Source organism: Rasiella sp. SM2506 (genome assembly GCF_050859505.1).
Taxonomy (GTDB): Bacteria; Bacteroidota; Bacteroidia; order Flavobacteriales; family Flavobacteriaceae; genus Marinirhabdus.
The window spans coordinates 605,329-625,195 of the sequence record NZ_CP193934.1; the positions used below are offsets into that span (position 1 = coordinate 605,329).

Genomic DNA, 19,867 nt, shown 5'->3' on the forward strand with positions numbered 1-19,867 from the left:
GTCTATTTGCTTTTTCCGTTAAACAATACTGCCTTATCTGCTTTTTGATCCAGCAATTCTACTTGCTTCTCAAGGACTTGGTATTTGGTCTGATATGCATCTTGTTTTTGTTTCAGTTTTATAATAATGTTTGCCCAATCTCCATTATGAACTCCTACCACTGTATTTACCATTTTAGGGCCTTCGTTTAAATTTTCATCCCAAGAACGACCCACTGTTACTTTAAAATCTTCAGCAGTCATATTGTTTGGATGTATTGCTTTTCCGTAGCCATTAACCGCTTTGTTTGCCACAATAAAATCTCCAGTTCTTACAGGACCTATTATTTTAACCGGAACTTGCCCCATAAAGGCAACATTGTTTCCTAAGTGAACTTTTTCCTTTTCGGGAGAATTACCCAAGATGATAGGTTTGTAAGACACTACCATTACCTGTTCTGCATTGGTAAGGTCTCTGGTAATACGTCCTCCTTTTACACCTACTATATCTCCTGCGGTAATGTATTCGCTATACTCTTCACGTTGTAACCACTCTGCATAATCTCCATTCCCAGAGGCATATTCAACCCCTATTTTGTTATACAAGTCTACAATATTGGTGATCTCTGCTATTCCCGTTGCCAAACCATCTGCAAGATCTACTCCTACAAATCCTGCGGCTACATTTAAAACATACACGGGATCGAGAACGGTATTATTTACAAAGTCCTCTGTGGATTGCGCTCTAATGGCACCTACCCAACGACCGTCTTTATCCTGGAAGGTCACGTACTCGTTTTCTTTTGTTAAGGATTCGGTTACGGTTCCAACATTTACCCGTGGTATATCTATGGTTATCCCTTGAAGTGGGATATTGGGTATTTCTGGCAATAATTCAAAACCTGGCGTAAAATTAATCCGCGGAAGTATCACTTCTGGTATCGTTACTCCTGGTATGGTAAGTCCAATTATAGGCACCGTTACCGAGTTTGTAATGACTGTTCGCGGTAATAGTGTTGTTTGTGGAATAGTAATCTCAGGAAACGAAACTGGAAGCAAATCATTAATAGGTCCTGGTGGATCTACATCATTTATATAATCGATAATGCCGTTCCCTATTCCTGCTATAGCTCCAGCAGCAAAACTAGTAGGTACTAGTTGTAAAATATCACTAGGTGTAAGAGACGTAGGATTTGTAGCAGTAAGTTTACTTTGTAGTACACCTATAGGACCTTGTAAAGCAGCAACGGCTGCTATTGCGCTTATTTCCAGGTAACCATCTGCATTTACTGGAGCAGTTACAGAAGCGTCTCCATTATAGGCTCCGTGATTATTTCCCAGTTTTATCACGATACCATCTCCATTACCATTGTTAGTATTCTGAAACGTAGCAACAAAATTAGGCGAGTCTGCAGATACGCTAATGGCATTTGTATTTAATGCCCCTAAAGAAGCAAGTCCTGTTACCGTTAAATCATTATTAATAAGCGTAGCTCCGGCAATTGTTACTGTGTTATTTAAATTGGTGGCACCATCTACGGTTAGAGCTCCAGACATATTGGTAGCGGCACCTCCTGTAACATTTAATGCATCGTTTAAGGTTGTTACGCCAGTAACTCCCAGCGTACCAGTTAAGGTTGTAGCACTTCCGTTGAGAACCTGAAGCGCGTTGTTAAAAAATCCTCCTTGGTCTACAGACAAGGTCCCGGTAAGTTGGGTAGTACCTCCTCCAGAAACAGCTAAGTCATTATGTAAGGTTGTTACTCCGTTCACCAAAAGCTCTCCTGTTAATTCGGTACTGGCATTATTGGCAACCTCTAGTGTATTATTTAAGATTGTTTCCCCATCTACGGTTAACATTCCTGTTAACGAAGTTGCGCTTGCATTGGCAACTTCTAAGGTGTTGTTAAGCGTTGCTGCTCCTAGCACATCTAAAGATCCTGTTAGATTCGTGGCGCTTCCATTAAGCACTTGTAACTCGTCTTGTAATGTGGTTGCCCCTCCTACTTCTAAGGTGTTGTTAAGTTGTGTTGTTCCATCCACGGTAAGCGTTCCTGAAAGATTTGTTGCTGCACCATTATTCACATTAAGGCTGTTGTTCAAGTTTGTGATGCCTTCTATAGTTACATCCTTCCCAAAGCCTATAAGACCATCCACATTTAAAGTTCCTGAAAGCACTGTGGGGCTGCCGTTATTAACGTTAAGGCCACTATTAAGGTTTGTTTCCTGTTGTACCGTTAACGTTCCCGAAAGATTAGTAGCCGCTTGGTTGCTTACATCCAAACTATTTTCAAGGTTGGTAGTACCAAGTACTTGTAAGTTATTTGCCAACTGGGTAGCGCCTTCCACTACCAAAGTACCGGACAAATTTGTTGGAGCGGCGTTGTTTACATTCAACTCATTATTAAGATTCGTATTTCCATTTACGGTTAAGTCGCCATCAAAGGTGGTAGATCCTTCAATATTTAAATCGCCAGAAACATTTAGATCACCGCCCTGATTAATATTCACATCACTTTCAAAATTGGTGATGCCATATACGCGAAGAGTTCCTGTAAGCTGCGTTGGGCTTTCATTACGTACGTCCAGACTATCATATAGCGTGGTTTTTCCGTCTACCTTCAACTCTCTTTTTAAGTAGGTATCGCCTCCAACTTCCAGTGAATTTCCCAGTGCGGTTACACCATAGACCGTAAGGGTTCCTGTAAGAGCTGTAGGACTTTCATTAGTTACGGTAAGTGTATGGTTAAGTCTTGTAAAATTATCTACCGTTAACGAACCCGTTAATAAAGTGGCACTGTTATTATTTACGCTTAGTGATTTGTTAAGATTGGTAGTACCATCAACAGTTAGATCACTGCCTAGTGTTGTAATGCCTGTTACATCCAGAAACCCCGTAGCAATTATATCTCTGTGAAATGCATACGGTACAAACAACAAACCTTGCTTGCTTAATTGGTTAAAGCTGCCTTCTATATTTATTTCTACTTGTAGGTCTTTCTTCTTACCCTCCCAGAATATTTCGGTAAAAAGACCCGTTTGTGGCACGCCTTGCCCAATAGTTAAGTTCACCATCCCAAAAGCGTTGGTCGTGGTGTTTTGGGTTTCTTGGTATTCTACAGCGCCATTTTCATTTAGCACCGTAAAGCGGAAAACAACATCGGTATGTATTAATATGTTATTGACACCATCCACACCAGGTAATTCCTGCGGATTCGGATCTATAATAATGGCCTGATAGCTCAATCCGTCGGTTTGAGCTAGTGTGTTGCATGTTGCTATGAACAACAAACTTAAAGTGATTATATTTTTCATGGGTTGTTGTTTATTCTTCGGTTTCGGTTTCTTCTATCGTTTCAACTTCTTTCTGCGGAAGGTTTACTTTAAAACCTATCCCAATCATATGCATTGAAATTTTAAGTTTTTCATTACTGGTTGAGGTAGCGTCCTCCAAATCTAAACTTTGCCCGTACATATACTGAAGATACACACTCGTGGCATCTGTTATGGGATACGCCACACCCAGACCTCCGCGGAAGAAAAACCCCGCATCGTCAAACTCCTCCACTCCATTCAAGTCGAAAACCTGGTTGTTGAGAGTTTGTGTGCCTTGTACCAAAAATTCGTAGGATGCCGTAGCTTTCAGAAAAAAAGTGAAGTCGTGAAAGGTGTATACGTTATAATCAAACCCCAAATTTATTCCTACGTAATCCACGTCATATTCAAAATAATTTCCCAAGGCATTATCGCTTCCAATGGAGCCGTAACTATTATGAGAAGCGCCTAGGTTAATGTTTAAGCCGTCGGTAAAAAAACGGTGTGCATAGCCTGCCGAAATATAATTAGTGGTCACTGGGTTCAGGTTTTCAAGCAAGGTTCCGCTACTATTTTTAAATTCGAAATTTGAAGACACCTTTCCTGCCTCAACAAAAATTTGCTGTGAGAAAGCCGAGCTGGAAATTGCTATAAGGAGTAAAAAAGTAATTTTTTTCATACGTATTGCCCTGCCTTAAAAGCGGGGTTGGTTTTGGTTAGTTTTTAATAAGTGTGGCGGTAAATTGTTTCTTTGCCTGCGAAATAGATAGCAAGTAACTAGCGCTAGATAAAAAATCGAAATCCAATTGTATTTCCCTGGCTGGTGCCATTTCTTTTGAAAAAACAACACGCCCTGAAATATCGTAAAGTGTAATAGAAAGCGGTGCATTTATGTCTTCAGAAAATCGCACTTGCACGTTGCTGCTAAAAGGATTGGGATACACTACGGCTTGCAGCGAATTGTCCTCGTCCAAAACTCCTTCAATTTTAATGGGTGGTTGAATAAATCCCTGTAGCACTGTGATATCCTGAGCGGTGTGGTTACCAATAACACTGGCTTGCCCCACACTCTGCTGAACGATATACTGTTTTCCTGAAACTGTTGTCGTGATAGAACTTCCGTTTACGCCCACGGTAGAGCGAACTGTTTCCTGTGCAAAAAGAGTTCCGTACGTGATAAAAAGCATCACAACGGCGAGTAGTTTTGGCATCATAAGAATTACATTTGACTAGTTAACCAAATGTAATTCTTACCGTTACGCAAATCAATACGCACCCCATGTCCATTTTTACGTAGGGGTACGTAGTGCGTACTTGAGCGATTCTTATATTGTAGAAATAAGCGCTTTATTGGCTTGTGCCCAAAGTAACAGAGCATCTGGTGCCGTATCCAAATCCAGTTTGGCAATAATATTCGTACGATGTTTTTGCACGGTCCTGTAGGAAATATTAATAATTTCCCCAATTTCTTTGGAAGATTTATTCTGCGCGACCAACCTCAAAATAGTGCGTTCGGATGGTGACAAAAAATTAAGCTTAGTTAATTCGGGAGCTACGTGCTCTTCAAAAATAGATTCAAAAGTCTTACTGAAGTATTTTTTTCCCTCTAACAAACTTTGAATGCAATTATCCATTTCAGAAAAAGGTTCATCTTTAAGCAGGTAGCCATCTATTTTAAGGTGTTTGGCTTTTATGATAAATGCCTTTTCTTTATGTGATGTTAGGATTATAAATTTTGTGTTTGTTGCCGTTGTTCTTCCTTTATCAATTACTTCAAAACCCGTGAGTAGCGGCATTTCAATATCCAAAATTGCGATATCTGGTTTTTCGGTTTGCAACAATTCTAAAGCAATAGCTCCGTTAGTCGCCTCTAAAAGCGTATGATATCCGTTCTCTTGAAATTCCTGCAACAACCCTTTTAAGAGCATTGGGTGATCGTCTGCCACTAAAACTTTAATGTTTTTTTTCATTTTTTAGGAATAATGGCTGTGGTTATGGTGCCTTTATGATGACTACTCTTTATCTCTAAGGTTCCTCCTACAATTTTTATACGCTCGGAAAGTGTTTTAAGGCCTAAGCTATTTTGCAGTTGAGCTTCGTTTACCTGAAACCCTTTTCCATTGTCCGAAACTTCCACTTGTATTTCTGAGGGTGTTTCAGCTACCTCAACACTAATAGCGCCTGCGCTAGAATGTTTCATACTATTTGTTATACACTCTTGCACAAATCTATACAAATTTAAACTTTCGGCTTCATTAAAAAAACGGTCCACATTCTCAACGTTCACCGAAAAGAACGTGTCAAACTGTTCATCTAGATCATAAATTAATTGCTCTATACTTTCACTTAAGCCCAATACTTTCAGGTTTGCCGGGTACAAGCCTCTCGAAATAGCGCGTACTTCCTCTAAAACAGTATTGGTTAAGTCTGTTAAATCATCATCTCCTTTTTGTTGTGTTTTCTTTTTAATAAGGGTAAGTTGTTGCCCCACACTATCGTGCAACTCTTTTGCAATATGGTTGCGTTCCTTTTCCTGAGACCATAAAAGAGCTACTGCAAACTTTTCCTGCATGCGCTGTTTCTCTCTGGATTTATCCAACAGGTACAATAGAAGAAAAACCAAGGTTATAGAAACCGATAAATAAAACCACCACGTACGGTAAAAAAAGTTTTTAGAAATAATGGCTATCTGCAACGCTTCTCCAACCTTTTTCCCCGAAAAGTCCAAAGCCTCTATTTGTAAATTATAATTTTTTGCTGCCAGATTAGGAAATCTAATTTGCTGTTCCTGTTGCACATAAATCCAGTCATTAGTATCCAAACGGTATTGAAAACTATAGGGTCTGTTTTCTACATTATTAGTAAGTGCATATTCAATTTGTAACTCCTTAAATTCTGCAGGAAGTGTGATGGTAAGACTATCAGAAAAAAGACTTCTATCAAATGCATCAACTATTTTTCCTTGATCGTCGTTATAGCTTCGTATTTTAAGTATTTGGAGTTTTGATTTGCTTACTTCAGGTGCAATTTTTTCAGGATCAAAATAGTTAAGTCCTGCTAAGCTGCCTATAAACAAGCCATCTCCAGTATCCAAGGCACTATACCTATTGGCTTCATTATGGCTAAATCCGTCTTTGGTAGAAAATCTCGTAACGGTATTATTGGTAGTATCCCAACGCACATATCCATTAAAAGTATTCACCCACCATACGTCACCTCTTGACAAAATAGTGGCTACTCCTGCGCCCAACGCATCTTTGTAAATAGTTTTAAACGTTTTGGCGTCTTCATTAAAGGCAACAATAGTTCCTTCCCTACTTCCCAATAAAAAACCATGGTCTGGATCATAATCTGCCATTAATAGATAGGTATCCTCTAACTGACTGGGATCATTGTAGAATTTTTTTTCTTTAGTGGCTGTATTATAGGTTAACATTCCTTGTGATGTGGCGACCACCAGTAGGTTTTTGTTGGCATTATAGGCAAGGTCCTGCATATTTAAAGTGTCGCTTTGTAAGATTTCCTCAAAAACCTTACTCCGTATATTAAAAGAAAGTAGGTGATACTTATTGGTGCCACAAAGTAGGATAGAATCGTTTATTTGCTCAAGCGATGTAATGGGGTAATGGCTGTAATACGCTGAAGTACCTTTGGCCATATCCACCTCAACCATCCCAGATCCACTATTACTCCAAATGGCATTTTTATCTTTAATAAAATTTCGCGAACTATTTGGAAAATTCCCAGAGGTCTCTTTGTTAAAAACAACTTTTTGAGTGCTGAAATCTTTTGTGTTTAAAAGATGCCAACCCTGATTTTCTGTACCCAGCAAATAGGTGTCGTTTTCTAAATGGGCAACCCCCCTAAACTGGTACTCTGGAAGTATCTGCTTGACATTCTTTTTTGAAAACTTAAAATGATGCAATTGCCCAGTACTAGTCCCAATCCAAAGATCCTGTTGCAGATTTAAAGAAACGGTATGTAACGCTATTTTTCCATCGAATTCTTCATTGCTGTACCAAGGATCGATACCACTTTTTTGAGAAATTGAACTAAATTGTAGTATTCCTTCATATTCATTTAGTAACAATTCATTGCCTTTAGCATCGGTTACAAAATCTATATTCGATGAAAACAATTGGTTGTTGGGGATGTTGTACGGAAAAATATCCAGGGCTTCTTCATCTATATAATGCAGAGTAGCATTGTTATGAAAAAACACTGCTTTTTTATCACACAAATTAAAAACTTCATCTATCCAAAGAATTCTTTGTTTCGTATTTAATTGTTTCGTTTTATCTGTTACTATTTTTTTGACAAAAGCACCTTCCCTGGTAAACACCTTTATAGCCATGTTATCACTCGTCACTAACCAATGATTTTTTAACTGAATGATTTTGGTTGAAGTATTTAAAACGTATTTATTTTCTGAACTTGTAAAGGAAAATAAAGGCGTTGTTGTAAGATCTTTTTCTAAGTTAAAAAATGTTATTTCCCTGCCTTTTTGAGCCAGAAAATACTCTTTTTCTTCAAAAGTGTATAGAGAGGATATGTGATCAAATTCTAATCCGATTTTTGTAAAAACCATAGTAAATGGATCAAAATGTAAAAATTGACCTACGTTCGTATTTAAGATAAAAGTCCCATCGGCACGTTTATGAAATTTCACAATAGCATGGATGCCTAATCCATCAGGAACTACAATGTTGTGAAATGTTTTACCATTAAAACGTTGCAACGCAAGCTTTTTATTACCCGCTATTATTTCCCGAGTATCAAGAATACTCCCCGAAAGCCATAAAAAGCCATCATCATCAAAAACCATGTCCCGAATTATATCAAGTGCCAATCCATCATCCTTACCAAAAAGTTTATGGGTAACTTTTTTATCCTGCGCCATAGTTCCCAAGGGTATCCATAAGATACAAACAAAGGCAATACAGCGTAACAGATTAAAATTTTGGTGGAACTGAAGAGCTTCCAAAATATATGGATTTGGTTGGTTTTCAGTAAATATACTTTTATTTGGGTAAAGGAACCTACACTATTTTCTTCGGAAGGAATACAAACCTGAATGTTATATCCTTCTTAAAACGAATCCTGTTCATAGTTTGAACCGCATAATTTGGTAGCTTTGGTACAATTTCTGCTGAAAAACAGCTTATGAACAAACCGAATTTTCTTGCTTTATGTGTGCTGTTACTACTATTTATAGGATGCGAACAAGTCCAGAAAGTGACCGATGTTGTGACCCAACCCACCGCTAGAGAAGTGTATGACAGGACATTCGAAAAAGGTGACTCCCTGTTAGTGCAATGGAAAGAGGCCTTTAGCAAAGCACAACAAGACAGTATTATTGTAACCCTTCCCTATGCAGAAAGTGGTGTTTTCTCTGCTGAAAATTTTAACGTATATTCTTATGATGTACAACTTCGAGAAGGTGAAAAATTGATTGTTTCAGTCCAAAAACAACCCGATTCTGCCCAAATTTTCATCGAATTGTTTCAAAAAAGTGAAGATTCCACAAAATCTATTAAACTTCTAAAAGCTTCCGAGAGAGATAGCAGCCAACTTATATATACTATTGAAAAATACGGATTCTATAAAATAACGGTGCAGCCGGAAATGAAACGAGTATTTCCCTTTCAGCTTAAAATCTATACGCAACCTACCTACGCATTTCCTGTAAGTGGTGCTGGAAATAACAATGTACAAAGTCTTTGGGCAGCCTCTCGGGATGGAGGCAAACGCTCCCACGAAGGCATTGATATTTTTGCACCTAGAGGCACTCCACTCGTTGCAATTTCTGATGGTCGGATTTCCTCAACCGGTGATAGAGGTTTAGGAGGGAAACAAGTTTGGTTGCGGGATGGATTGTTTGGCAAAACCATGTATTACGCACATTTAGATAGTATTAATGTAAAAGAAGGACAGCGTGTACAATTGGGCGATACTATTGGATTTGTAGGGAATACAGGGAATGCTAAAACGACAGCACCCCATTTGCATTTTGGTATTTATAAAGGAGGTACGGGACCTGTAAATCCATATCCCTACGTCAAACAAACCGAGATTCCCGAAATAGCTTCTTTAAACACTACCACGCGAGGGATTATAAAACAAAATAAAATTAGCATCTATCAAGGCCCCTCTTCTGCCTTAAAGGAAGTAGGCACGCTCTCAAAGAATGATACGGTTTCAGTATTTGGACAGTATGGTAGTTGGTTTCACGTAGTGGCGAAAGATAGCACAAAGGGATTTGTTCCTGAAAACCGTGTAGAAGCTCTGCCTTCAAATTAACAGATATTTAAGGCATCGCCACACCTATTGAGAGTATCTTTAGTTTCATAAATTTTCGGATCCTAGTTCAGTTTCAGCTTCGATTTCGATTTCAATTTCATTTCTATGTCCATTTTCTCAAAAATTAAAAATACTTTTTCAGTTTTAAAATCGGTTGACGTGCAGGCCATCGCTAAACTATCCGAAAAAATAGACTTAGGCGAAGTCATGAAAACCGTTGGCGAACTAGACGATCGCCAGATGGCTGGCTTAATGCGGATGCTGAAAACCAAAGCCCGAAAAGGACAACATAAACTACCACCCATTGATGGTGATTTTTATGATTTGAGTTTAAAATTAACCCCTCACCAGCGCGAAATACAACTGAAGGTACGTCAGTTTATGGAAAAGGAAGTAAAACCTATTGCCAATGATTTCTGGAACAGAGCAGAATTCCCCCATCACATCATTCCAAAAATGGCAGCGCTTAATATTTGCGGAATAGCCTACAAAGGCTATGGCTGTCCCGACGAAACTTTTTTAATGGAAGGCATTATGGCCATGGAACTTGCCAGAGTAGATGTTTCAATTTCCACATTTTTTGGGGTACATAGTGGGCTTGCAATGGGTTCCATTTACCTCTGCGGCAGTGATGAGCAAAAAGAAGAATGGCTTCCTAAAATGCAGCGTATGGAAGCTATTGGCGCCTTTGGACTTACCGAACCCAATGTAGGATCTGCCGTAGCTGGCGGCATGGAAACTACTTGCTATAAAGAAGGAGACGAATGGATTCTTAACGGACAAAAAAAATGGATTGGTAATGCTACGTTTAGTGATTTAACCATTATCTGGGCACGTGAAAAAGTAACCAATGCCGTAAAAGGATTTATAGTTCGAACCGATAACCCTGGCTATAAAGCCGAAAAAATGGAAAATAAGATGGCGCTACGTACGGTACAAAACGCCATCGTAACCTTAACCGAATGTAGCATCCCGGAAAGCGACCGACTCCAAAAATGCGATAGCTTTAAAGACACCGCCAAAGTATTAAAAATGACGCGCGCCGGGGTTGCCTGGCAAGCGGTAGGCTGCGCCCGTGGTGCGTATGAAAGTGCTTTAAAATATACCAAGAAGCGTGAACAGTTTGGGCGGCCTATTGCTAGATTTCAGTTAATTCAAAATCATTTGGTGGAAATGGTGGCCAATCTTACCGCGATGCAAACCATGTGTTTCCGTTTAAGCGAAATGCAGGATCAAGATATCTTAACAGACGAACACGCTTCCCTTGCGAAAGTATTTTGCAGTATGCGAACCCGAGACGTGGTAAGTCGCGCCAGAGAAGTGATGGGTGGTAATGGTATTTTACTGGAATACGACGTAGCCCGCTTTGTAGCAGATGCAGAGGCGATTTATAGCTATGAAGGCACGAAGGAAATTAACTCTTTGATTGTGGGTAGGGCGATTACCGGGTATAGTGCTTTTGTATCGTAAAATGAGTTGGTAGACAGTAGCGGGTAGTTGGTGGTGCTTACTGTTATGTAAGGTACGAGCGAGACGCTTGCACTAGCGCAGAGAAAATTGATTAAAGTTTATTTCTAATCTTAGCTACCTCTTAATCTAATGTGTCAAGATTTATATTAAGCATCCCATCTGTTAAGATCAATGTATCAGTATTCACAGTGCCATCTAAGGCCAATCCATCTAAAATTAAATTGTCAAAAGTTAAAACAATTCTAGAATTTAGGGTAAGCTCCATAACGTTAATATTACCTGTATCATCTGTCGAGACAAACAAATCATCTAGATGTGTGTCAGAATAATGAACCTTAGTAAGCTCAAATGGAGCGCCAAAGTCACCTTCTATTGCAAAAACTGGATACTCACCTGTTGTGGTTACATTTTTTAAAAACAATGTTACACTCCTATTGGTGCCGTGGTTCGTAAAACCTAATACCCAATCATTTGTCTCAGGATATACATCAACATTAATTCCATGGGCCTGTGTAGGAAATCCTATTCTGTCTTTTGGCAAGAATAGTTCACCATTTACATAACAGGAAAAAGAATTATCTTCAGTAATGGGAGAAATGGTATCATCATCATTTTTACACCCAACTAAACAAACTGCTAAAATTAAAATTACTATTAAATTTTTCATAAAATATATGCTCACAATATTACAACAAAGAAGAAAAGTTCCTAAATAATCGTAGTGTTAATAATAAGCAATTCCGCATAAAAAAGGCTTTCAGAATTAATTCTGAAAGCCTTTATACTTTTTACCGCATACTGCAACTGAAAACTGCTTACTTAGACTTCAGTTTTTTCTTCACTGCTACTTCCTGGAAGCCTTCAATGATATCGTCTACTTGTATGTCGTTGTAGTTCTTTAATTGGATCCCACAGTCGTAGCCTTTTGCTACTTCTTTTACATCGTCCTTGAAACGTTTTAGCGAATCTAAGTCACCTGTATGGATTACAACACCTTCACGTATTAATCTAATACTGTTGTTACGTATAATCTTACCGCTGGTTACCATACAACCTGCAATGGTTCCTACTTTAGAAATCTTAAAGGTTTCTCTAATTTCGGCAGTACCGGTAATTTCCTCTTTCATCTCCGGAGATAACATTCCTTCCATAGCATCCTTCAAATCGTTGATGGCTGCGTAGATAATTGAGTAGGTACGGATATCGATTTCTTCCTTATCGGCTATCTGGCGTGCATTCCCCATTGGGCGCACATTAAATCCAATAATAATCGCATCGGAAGCAGAGGCTAACAATACATCACTTTCGGTAATGGGTCCAACTGCTTTATGGATAATATTTACTTGAATTTCTTCCGTAGATAATTTCTGGAACGAATCTGTTAAGGCTTCTACCGAACCATCCACATCACCTTTCAGGATAATGTTCAATTCTTTAAAGTCACCTAATGCAATACGACGTCCAATTTCATCTAGTGTAATATGACGTTGTGTTCTTACAGATTGCTCACGTTGTAACTGTGTACGTTTGTTTGCAATATCTTTCGCTTCACGCTCATCTATATACACATTAAATTTATCACCCGCTTGTGGTGCACCGTCTAATCCTAAGATGGACACTGGCGTTGAAGGGCCTGCAGCTTTCACGTTATTACCACGCTCATCCTGCATTGCCTTAATTTTACCACTGTGTTGACCAGCCAATACGTAGTCTCCAATATTAAGAGTACCCGCTTGTACTAATATTGTTGAAACATATCCTCGACCTTTGTCCAGGAATGCTTCTACCACAGTACCTTTGGCTAATCTATCTGGGTTTGCTTTAAGCTCTAATAATTCGGCTTCTAGCAATACTTTTTCTAATAATTCTTTAACGCCTTCTCCTGTTTTTGCTGAAATATCGTGCGATTGTATTTTACCACCCCAATCTTCAACAAGTAAGTTCATTTGTGCTAAGCCTTCTTTAATCTTCTCTGGATTTGCTGTAGGCTTATCTATTTTGTTAATCGCAAATACAATAGGCACCCCAGCTGCTTGCGCGTGACTGATAGCTTCTTTGGTTTGCGGCATAATATCATCGTCTGCGGCTACTACAATAATAGCAAGATCGGTTACTTGAGCACCCCTTGCACGCATCGCGGTAAAGGCTTCGTGACCTGGTGTATCCAAGAAAGCAATTTTTTGCCCTCCTTCTAATTGTACTCCATACGCTCCAATATGCTGGGTAATTCCACCACTTTCTCCTGCAATTACATTTTCTTCACGAATATAATCCAGTAGGGAAGTTTTACCGTGGTCTACGTGACCCATTACGGTAACGATTGGCGCACGTGGCAATAAATCTTCTGGCGCATCAGAATCATTTATATTAGACTCTTCAATATCTGCCGTTACAAATTCTACTTCAAACCCAAATTCATCTGCTACAATGCTTAAAGTTTCGGCATCCAGACGCTGGTTCATAGTCACCATCATTCCAAGTGTCATACACGCAGAAATTACATTGGTTACAGGAACATCCATCATAGTAGCAACTTCGCTTACCGTAACAAATTCTGTAACTTTCAATAATTTGCTATCTAGCTCTTGTTGTGCTAAATCTTCTTCAGTCTTTAGACGGTGGGTATCTCGTTTTTCACGACGGTATTTAGCTCCTTTTCCTTTAGAAGATTTCCCTTGAAGTTTTTCAAGCGTTTCGCGTACTTGTTTTTGGATTTCTTCCTCGGTAGGCTCTTCTTTTGGAACATTTGTTCTTCCTCTCCCTTTAACTCCTCCTCGGCTAGGGCTTGCGCCTCCTGTAGTTCCAGGTCCTTTACTAATACGTCTGCGACGCCCGCGTTTCTCTTTGTTGGGGTCTACTTTTTCTTTCTTCTTTTTCTCAGGTTTCTTAAACTGTGTAAGGTCAATTTTCTTTCCTGTAAAATTAGGACCATCTAGTTTTTTGTAGGTAGTTACCACTACATCGCTTCCTAAAGTAGCTTCTTCTTTTTTAACCTCTACTGCTGGAGTTTCCGCCTTTGTTTTAGCTTCTTCTTTAATTTCTTCTTTAGCTTCTTCTTTTTTAGCAACTGGAGTTGCTTCTTCAACCTTTTCGGTTTTTTCTTCTTTTTTGGCAGCAGGTTTTTCTTCAGGAACTTCTTTTTTAGGCTTTTCTTCGGCTGGAGTAACTTCAGCTTCTACTACCTTTTCCTCTTTAGGGGTTGTAGCTTCTTCTTTCGGCTTTTCCTCTTTCGGTGCTTCGGCAACAACCTCTTCTTTGACAACTTTTTTCTTAGCGTCCAAATCAATTTTCCCAACCTGTTTTAGGCCTCCTAAATTAGCTTCGGCTTTAATTACTTTTCTGGCTTCGGCTTTCTGCTCTTTTTCTTCAAGCTCACGCTCGCGCTCAACACGCAGCTCTTCTTTCTCCTTCCGTTTCTCTTCGCCGACTTCTTTTGAGGCTACTTTCTTGCTCTTGTCTGTTTGAAATTCTTCAAACAGCGTTTCATATTCTTCACCAGATATCTTGGTGGTAGGACGTGCCTCCACCTCGTATCCCTTGGAACCTAAAAATTCCACGGCACGATCTAGCGAGATATTGAATTCGCGCAATACTTTGCTCAGCCTCATTGTTTTTGTTTCAGCCATAAAAATGCTTCCTTTTTTCTAAAGTGTTGTAAAAGTAGTTAAAATGTATGCTACCTTAAAACTACTCCTCAAATTCTTCTTTTAATATATTCACCACTGCTTGAATGGTTTCTTCTTCTAGATCGGTACGTTTTACCAAATCTGCAATATCTTGTTCCAATACACTTTTTGCAGTGTCTAATCCTATTTTCTTGAATTCGTCTATAATCCAGCTATCAATTTCATCCGAGAATTCTCTTAATTCTACATCTTCTTCAGCACCTTCTCTCAATACGTCAATTTCGTAACCGGTTAATTGTCCCGCCAAACGGATGTTGTGTCCTCCACGTCCAATTGCTTTTGAAACTTCTTCCGGCTTCAAAATAACCTCAGCTCTTTTGGTTTCTTCGTTAATTTTAACCGAAGTCACTCTGGCCGGGCTTAGCGCACGTGTAATAAATAGGGTTATATTTTCAGTATAATTAATTACGTCAATATTTTCGTTCCCTAATTCACGAACTATGCCATGAATACGGCTTCCTTTCATCCCTACACAGGCTCCTACTGGATCTATACGGTCATCGTAACTATCTACAGCTACTTTTGCTTTTTCACCTGGAATACGCACTACTTTTTTAACGGTGATTAAGCCGTCAAATACTTCAGGTATTTCCTGCTCAAACAATTTTTCTAAAAATACTGGATGGGCACGCGACATAATAATCGCTGGTTTATTTCCTTTTAATTCGACGCTTTCAATAATCCCACGAACATTATCTCCTTTACGGAAGAAATCTGAAGGGATTTGCTTATCCTTTGGAAGGATAATTTCGTTTCCATCATCATCCAACAAAATTACTGCACGATGACGAATATGGTGAACTTCAGCCGTATAAATTTCTCCTTCAAGATCTTTAAACTGCTTGTAAATAATTGTGTTATCGTGTTCGTGAATCTTAGAAATTAAATTTTGACGCAATGCCAAAATAGACCGACGGCCCAACTGCATTAACTTTACTTCTTCAGAAACGTCTTCACCAACTTCAAAGTCATCTTCAATCTTACGGGCTTCAGTTAATGAAATTTCCTCATTTGGATCTTCTACTTCACCATCGGCAACAACAATTCGGTTTCTCCAAATCTCTAAATCCCCCTTATCTGGGTTTACAATAATATCAAAATTATCATCACTACCAAATTTCTTCTTAAGAGCATTTCTGAATACTTCCTCAAGTATCGCCATAAGCGTTACTCTGTCTATTTGCTTGTCGTCTTTAAATTCAGAAAATGAATCGATTAATGCTAAATTTTCCATGGCATCTATTAATTAAATTTTATCATCACTTTTGCTTCAACGATATCGTTGTACGGAATGGTCGCTTCTTTTTGAACGGTCACTTTTCCTTTTCCTACAGGTTTGGGCTCTCTAGCTTTCCATTTTAGGGTTACAGCATCTTCTGTCACCTTTATTAGCTCGCCTTCTAGGGTGTCACTTTCAGTTTTAAGCTGAAGCGATCTCCCAACATTTTTCTTATACTGGCGTATCATAGTTAAGGGTTCCGAAGCTCCCGCACTAAGTACTTCCAAAGAAAAGTCTTGCTCTTCCCTGTCCAAATTGTGCTCAATAGCACGGCTCACATCCATACAGTCCTGGACAGATACACCTGTATCACCATCAATGGTGACGCGTATTTGATTGTCTCCCACAATGGAAAGATCAATCAAAAAAAGGTTTGGCTTTTCTGCTAAGGCGTCGTTTAGTAATTTTTCTACTTCTTTTTGCATTGTCACTATTAAATTTGGGCTATAAAAAGAGGGGACTTTTAGTGTCCCCTCTACTTGTTGCGTATCAAATTCGGTGCAAATATAGTACAAATTTCAGAATTAAAAAAAGAAAGCGAAACCGATTAATTTTTTGTACCTTCCTGATAGCTAAACATAGAACTATTTTGACTTTTGTTTGGAACTGAGAATTATGGCTTTTATACCCTATTGAAGTAATTTTTTATTTGTAGCGCCTTAGCTACGGAAATAAAAAATTCAAAATTTGTAGGCAACATCGCCTGTCGCGTATTTTACGGGATCTACTTTATTTGTAAAAGAAAAAGTCAAAAAAAAGAGTTCTTTAAAACCATACCACTATGAAACGCATCCTTGTCCCTACAGATTTTTCACCTCAAGCAGATAATGCCTTAAAAGTGGCCGCCCTTATCGCCACAAAAAACAATGCAGAAATCTATTTGGAACATTCGTTAGATTTACCATCCCATCTAGCTATTAGCGGTAGTACCAGCGCCAAACCAGAGTCAATTTATTTTATAAGACTAGCCAATCAAAAATTTGAAGAAGTTTTAAAAAGAGACTACTTATTCGATATTAATGTATACGAAGCTATAGGTCACGGTGAAATTTATGACGATGTACAACTTACCGTGAAAGATAAAAATATAGATCTTATAGTGATGGGCTCACACGGTACCAGTGGCTTTAAAGAAATGTTTATTGGTAGTAATGCCGAAAAAGTGGTACGTACTTCTGAAATACCCGTGCTCGTGATTAAAAACGAATATGATATTTTCGACATTAAAGATTTTGTTTTTGCAACAGACTTTTCAGAAGAATGTCGCAAACCTTTTAACCAAGCGCAAAAATTTGCCAAAGACGTAGGCGCTAAAATACATTTATTGTTTGTGAACACGCCAAACGACTTCAAAACCAACACAGAGATAAATGACATCATGAGTAATTTTATAAAAGGAATGGGTGTTGAAAATTATACAACCAACATTTACTGCGACACTAGTGTTGAAAAGGGCATCTTAGGATTTGCTAGAGATAGTAAAGCGCAACTTATAGGAATGAGTACACACGGTAGAAAGGGACTCTCCCACTTCTTTAATGGCAGTATAAGTGAAGATTTGGTAAACCACGCCAATATGCCTGTAATCACTTTTAAAATTTAATTGAAATATGACCGTTATAAAAGGCAACAAACCCAATTTTTTTATGCAAGTTGCCACGATACTTTCTGTGTGCCTTATTATAGGTTGCGGAGCCCCCCCCCAAAAAAAATCTAAAAATATTATTGGTCCAAATACAGATGAAACCACCATTCCCGTAAATATCCCAAAAGAAAACCTCCCTATACTTGAAGAACCAAAACTTCCAAAGGGAGCAGTAACCGCAAATTTTTTGTCTAACAGGAAACCCTTTTTTGCTGCTGTTGACAATGTAGACAAGCGCAACGGCAAAACCACTATTAATTTTGAAGATGCTGTTGCTCCAAACATTGTAATTCCAGGGGCTTATGGCGCAACACTTACAACACTTCGTTTTGTTGAGTTTGATCGTGATCTATTGCTGGTTAAGGCAAAATTGAAAGACCCGGTCTTTACCAAACATTATTTGTACATCTTACGAAACAACCAATGGAAACTTGTGGTAAATGGCTTTTCCATTCACCAGGATAACAATCCCGAAAGTCTTGAAGTTATTACGGTAGATCCTGAGAATTCAAAAAATATGAAACGATATTACTCCGTATTCGACTTGGATCAAACCAGCTCATTAGGATATACCTGGCGCTTGTTAACCGAGAGTGTTCCTATTCTAAATAAGTAGCTTAATTAAATATCTGATGGTAATTTACCTACAAACCTCGGGGCGAGATTTCCCCGTACGCACCTAATGTAGCATGAGAAAGGCCTAAGTCATCCCGCATTTCAAAAATTATTTAACTAGATTCTGTGTATGTAGATGCTCCTCTAGTTATGCCAGAGTAATCATCGTCGCGCGCTTTCTTTTCAGTTGCTTGTTGTTTTTACTCCAGATAAGCAAATTTAAAAACATAGTGTCTATAGTCACCAAATGCTCTAATTAGTTACGTCGGTCTACCAGCAATATGGGTTTCCTGCTCATCTTTGGAGATTGGAGTAATTCAATTCTTTCTTGGGTAGTAAATTCAATACCTGGGCTTACGCGGATTTTTGCTCTAAAGTGATCTTTTAAAGTGTTTTTAAAAGCTTCAGAAAGATCGTCAGAAACTACTTTTAATAAGATTTCATCAGTACCTATTTCATTTTGAAAAACCTCGATAACAAAACTTTGTATCTGTTTAAAATCCTGTAGCAAATTGTACATCGCAGGAGGATACAAGGTGGTGCCTTTGTACTTAATCATCTGTTGTTTTCTTCCTACAACAGCTCCTAATCGCAAGGTATTTCTACCACAAGAACAAGGCTCAGTATGCGCCTGCACCATGTCTCCTGTTTTAAATCGCACCAATGGCATCGCTTCAATTCCCAATGTCGTTATAACAAGTTCGCCTATTTTCCCTGCGGCTACCGGAGTATTATTTTCGTCCAGAATTTCGGCAATAATAAGCTCGGGATGAAGATGACCTCCTTGTTTTTCGGAACATTCATTAAAAGCGGTTTGCATTTCGGTAGAAGCATAGGTTGAATATAAATCTATATTCCAGGCTTCTGAAATTTTCTTTCCGAGAGCATTCAGCTTAAAAGTTGAATCACGAATAGGTTCCCCAATACAAATGGCCGCTTTAACCGATGTTTCTGAAACATTAATCTTATTTTTTGTAGCATACGCAACCAGTTTTAATAAAAATGAAGGCACGCAAATTATATACGTAGGTTCAAATTTTAAAATACTATCCCATTGCAATTCTGGTACGCCAGATCCCACTCTAATTACTGAAGCACCTAATTCCCGAAGTCCCGAAAAATAAGCCAAACCCGCCATAAACCTACGATCTAACGTGGTCATAAGTTGTACCGTGTCTTCACTCGTAATACCGGAAGCAGCTAAAGAAATAGCCTCGTTATAAGCCAATCGCACCAAATCCTGTTCGGTTAAACCCACGGTAACGGGCTCTCCCATTGTTCCCGATGTGGTTACATAATCTATAATTTTAGTTTTCGGAACACAGAAAAATTTATCGTTGTGCTGTTGTAAATCGTCCTTGGTGGTACAAGGAAGTTGTTGCAAGTCTTTCAGGGATGTTATTTGGCCGATTTCGATAGAATTTTCGGCAAATACTTTTTTATAGAAGGGTGAATTTTCTGAAACATAGGTTAAGGTCTCTTTCAACTTTAGTTGCTGAAAAAGAGTTATTTCGGACTGGGATTTTGTTGCTATGTTTGGGGTCATATGTCTAAATTTTTGTCAGTCTAAGCCTATTAA

At 38.7% G+C, this 19,867-nt stretch carries 14 protein-coding genes; 4 read left to right on the plus strand and 10 right to left on the minus strand.

The genetic code is table 11. The annotated features are described in order from the left end of the window. Window positions 1–2: 2 nt before the first annotated feature. From ACQ2HF_RS02925 to ACQ2HF_RS02945, 5 genes are all read right to left on the minus strand, one after another. On the minus strand, window positions 3–3,293 hold the full coding sequence (locus ACQ2HF_RS02925) for a beta strand repeat-containing protein (RefSeq protein WP_432412024.1): 3,291 nt from the start codon (window positions 3,291–3,293) through the stop codon (window positions 3–5). Between the two features lie 10 nt (window positions 3,294–3,303). After that, window positions 3,304–3,972, minus strand: coding sequence for an outer membrane beta-barrel protein (locus ACQ2HF_RS02930; RefSeq protein WP_432412025.1), 669 nt, complete (start codon window positions 3,970–3,972; stop codon window positions 3,304–3,306). 37 nt (window positions 3,973–4,009) lie between these two features. Continuing rightward, entirely contained in the window at window positions 4,010–4,507 is a 498-nt protein-coding gene (locus ACQ2HF_RS02935; RefSeq protein WP_432412026.1) for a T9SS type A sorting domain-containing protein, read from the minus strand. 111 nt (window positions 4,508–4,618) lie between these two features. Next, window positions 4,619–5,263 (minus strand): response regulator, encoded by a 645-nt coding sequence (locus ACQ2HF_RS02940; protein ID WP_432412027.1) that lies wholly within the window; start codon window positions 5,261–5,263, stop codon window positions 4,619–4,621. Further along, on the minus strand, window positions 5,260–8,277 hold the full coding sequence (locus tag ACQ2HF_RS02945) for a sensor histidine kinase (RefSeq protein ID WP_432412028.1): 3,018 nt from the start codon (window positions 8,275–8,277) through the stop codon (window positions 5,260–5,262). Before ACQ2HF_RS02945 ends, ACQ2HF_RS02940 begins: the two co-directional genes overlap by 4 nt. Window positions 8,278–8,456: 179 nt before the next feature. On the opposite strand from ACQ2HF_RS02945, the gene ACQ2HF_RS02950 reads away from it, so the two are divergent. Both ACQ2HF_RS02950 and ACQ2HF_RS02955 read left to right on the plus strand, forming a co-directional pair. After that, window positions 8,457–9,593, plus strand: coding sequence for a peptidoglycan DD-metalloendopeptidase family protein (locus tag ACQ2HF_RS02950; RefSeq protein WP_432412029.1), 1,137 nt, complete (start codon window positions 8,457–8,459; stop codon window positions 9,591–9,593). Window positions 9,594–9,698: 105 nt separating this feature from the next. After that, window positions 9,699–11,063: an acyl-CoA dehydrogenase family protein gene (locus ACQ2HF_RS02955; protein ID WP_432412030.1), complete on the plus strand. Its 1,365-nt coding sequence runs from the start codon at window positions 9,699–9,701 to the stop codon at window positions 11,061–11,063. A gap of 121 nt (window positions 11,064–11,184) precedes the next feature. On the opposite strand, the gene ACQ2HF_RS02960 is transcribed toward ACQ2HF_RS02955, so the two are convergent. The 4 genes from ACQ2HF_RS02960 to rimP all read right to left on the minus strand — a co-directional run bounded on the left by ACQ2HF_RS02960 (window position 11,185) and on the right by rimP (window position 16,453). Then, entirely contained in the window at window positions 11,185–11,730 is a 546-nt protein-coding gene (locus ACQ2HF_RS02960) for a hypothetical protein (RefSeq protein ID WP_432412031.1), read from the minus strand. Window positions 11,731–11,878: 148 nt separating this feature from the next. Then, on the minus strand, window positions 11,879–14,689 hold the full coding sequence (gene infB / locus ACQ2HF_RS02965) for a translation initiation factor IF-2 (RefSeq protein ID WP_432412032.1): 2,811 nt from the start codon (window positions 14,687–14,689) through the stop codon (window positions 11,879–11,881). 61 nt (window positions 14,690–14,750) lie between these two features. Further along, on the minus strand, window positions 14,751–15,983 hold the full coding sequence (gene nusA / locus ACQ2HF_RS02970) for a transcription termination factor NusA (RefSeq protein ID WP_432412033.1): 1,233 nt from the start codon (window positions 15,981–15,983) through the stop codon (window positions 14,751–14,753). Window positions 15,984–15,991: 8 nt separating this feature from the next. Next, window positions 15,992–16,453 carry a ribosome assembly cofactor RimP gene (gene rimP, locus ACQ2HF_RS02975; RefSeq protein ID WP_432412034.1) on the minus strand — a complete coding sequence of 154 codons (462 nt, stop codon included), beginning with the start codon at window positions 16,451–16,453 and terminating at the stop codon, window positions 15,992–15,994. Between the two features lie 356 nt (window positions 16,454–16,809). Between rimP and ACQ2HF_RS02980 the strand changes: the two genes are divergently transcribed. Next, complete coding sequence (locus tag ACQ2HF_RS02980; RefSeq protein WP_432412035.1) at window positions 16,810–17,631, plus strand: universal stress protein; 822 nt, start codon at window positions 16,810–16,812, stop codon at window positions 17,629–17,631. 7 nt (window positions 17,632–17,638) lie between these two features. Beyond that, entirely contained in the window at window positions 17,639–18,289 is a 651-nt protein-coding gene (locus ACQ2HF_RS02985) for a hypothetical protein (protein ID WP_432412036.1), read from the plus strand. Window positions 18,290–18,544: 255 nt separating this feature from the next. On the opposite strand, the gene ACQ2HF_RS02990 is transcribed toward ACQ2HF_RS02985, so the two are convergent. Next, on the minus strand, window positions 18,545–19,834 hold the full coding sequence (locus ACQ2HF_RS02990; protein WP_432412037.1) for a phenylacetate--CoA ligase family protein: 1,290 nt from the start codon (window positions 19,832–19,834) through the stop codon (window positions 18,545–18,547). Window positions 19,835–19,867: the final 33 nt, after the last annotated feature.

What these genes read in the sequence shown, in the direction of transcription:
- ACQ2HF_RS02925 (WP_432412024.1), bottom strand. Translation starts at nt 3,293, where the DNA reads ATGAAAAATATAATCACTTTAAGTTTGTTGTTCATAGCAACATGCAAC.
- ACQ2HF_RS02930 (WP_432412025.1), bottom strand. Translation starts at nt 3,972, where the DNA reads ATGAAAAAAATTACTTTTTTACTCCTTATAGCAATTTCCAGCTCGGCT.
- ACQ2HF_RS02935 (WP_432412026.1), bottom strand. Translation starts at nt 4,507, where the DNA reads ATGATGCCAAAACTACTCGCCGTTGTGATGCTTTTTATCACGTACGGA.
- ACQ2HF_RS02940 (WP_432412027.1), bottom strand. Translation starts at nt 5,263, where the DNA reads ATGAAAAAAAACATTAAAGTTTTAGTGGCAGACGATCACCCAATGCTC.
- ACQ2HF_RS02950 (WP_432412029.1), top strand. Translation starts at nt 8,457, where the DNA reads ATGAACAAACCGAATTTTCTTGCTTTATGTGTGCTGTTACTACTATTT.
- ACQ2HF_RS02955 (WP_432412030.1), top strand. Translation starts at nt 9,699, where the DNA reads ATGTCCATTTTCTCAAAAATTAAAAATACTTTTTCAGTTTTAAAATCG.
- ACQ2HF_RS02960 (WP_432412031.1), bottom strand. Translation starts at nt 11,730, where the DNA reads ATGAAAAATTTAATAGTAATTTTAATTTTAGCAGTTTGTTTAGTTGGG.
- infB (WP_432412032.1), bottom strand. Translation starts at nt 14,689, where the DNA reads ATGGCTGAAACAAAAACAATGAGGCTGAGCAAAGTATTGCGCGAATTC.
- nusA (WP_432412033.1), bottom strand. Translation starts at nt 15,983, where the DNA reads ATGGAAAATTTAGCATTAATCGATTCATTTTCTGAATTTAAAGACGAC.
- rimP (WP_432412034.1), bottom strand. Translation starts at nt 16,453, where the DNA reads ATGCAAAAAGAAGTAGAAAAATTACTAAACGACGCCTTAGCAGAAAAG.
- ACQ2HF_RS02980 (WP_432412035.1), top strand. Translation starts at nt 16,810, where the DNA reads ATGAAACGCATCCTTGTCCCTACAGATTTTTCACCTCAAGCAGATAAT.
- ACQ2HF_RS02985 (WP_432412036.1), top strand. Translation starts at nt 17,639, where the DNA reads ATGACCGTTATAAAAGGCAACAAACCCAATTTTTTTATGCAAGTTGCC.
- ACQ2HF_RS02990 (WP_432412037.1), bottom strand. Translation starts at nt 19,834, where the DNA reads ATGACCCCAAACATAGCAACAAAATCCCAGTCCGAAATAACTCTTTTT.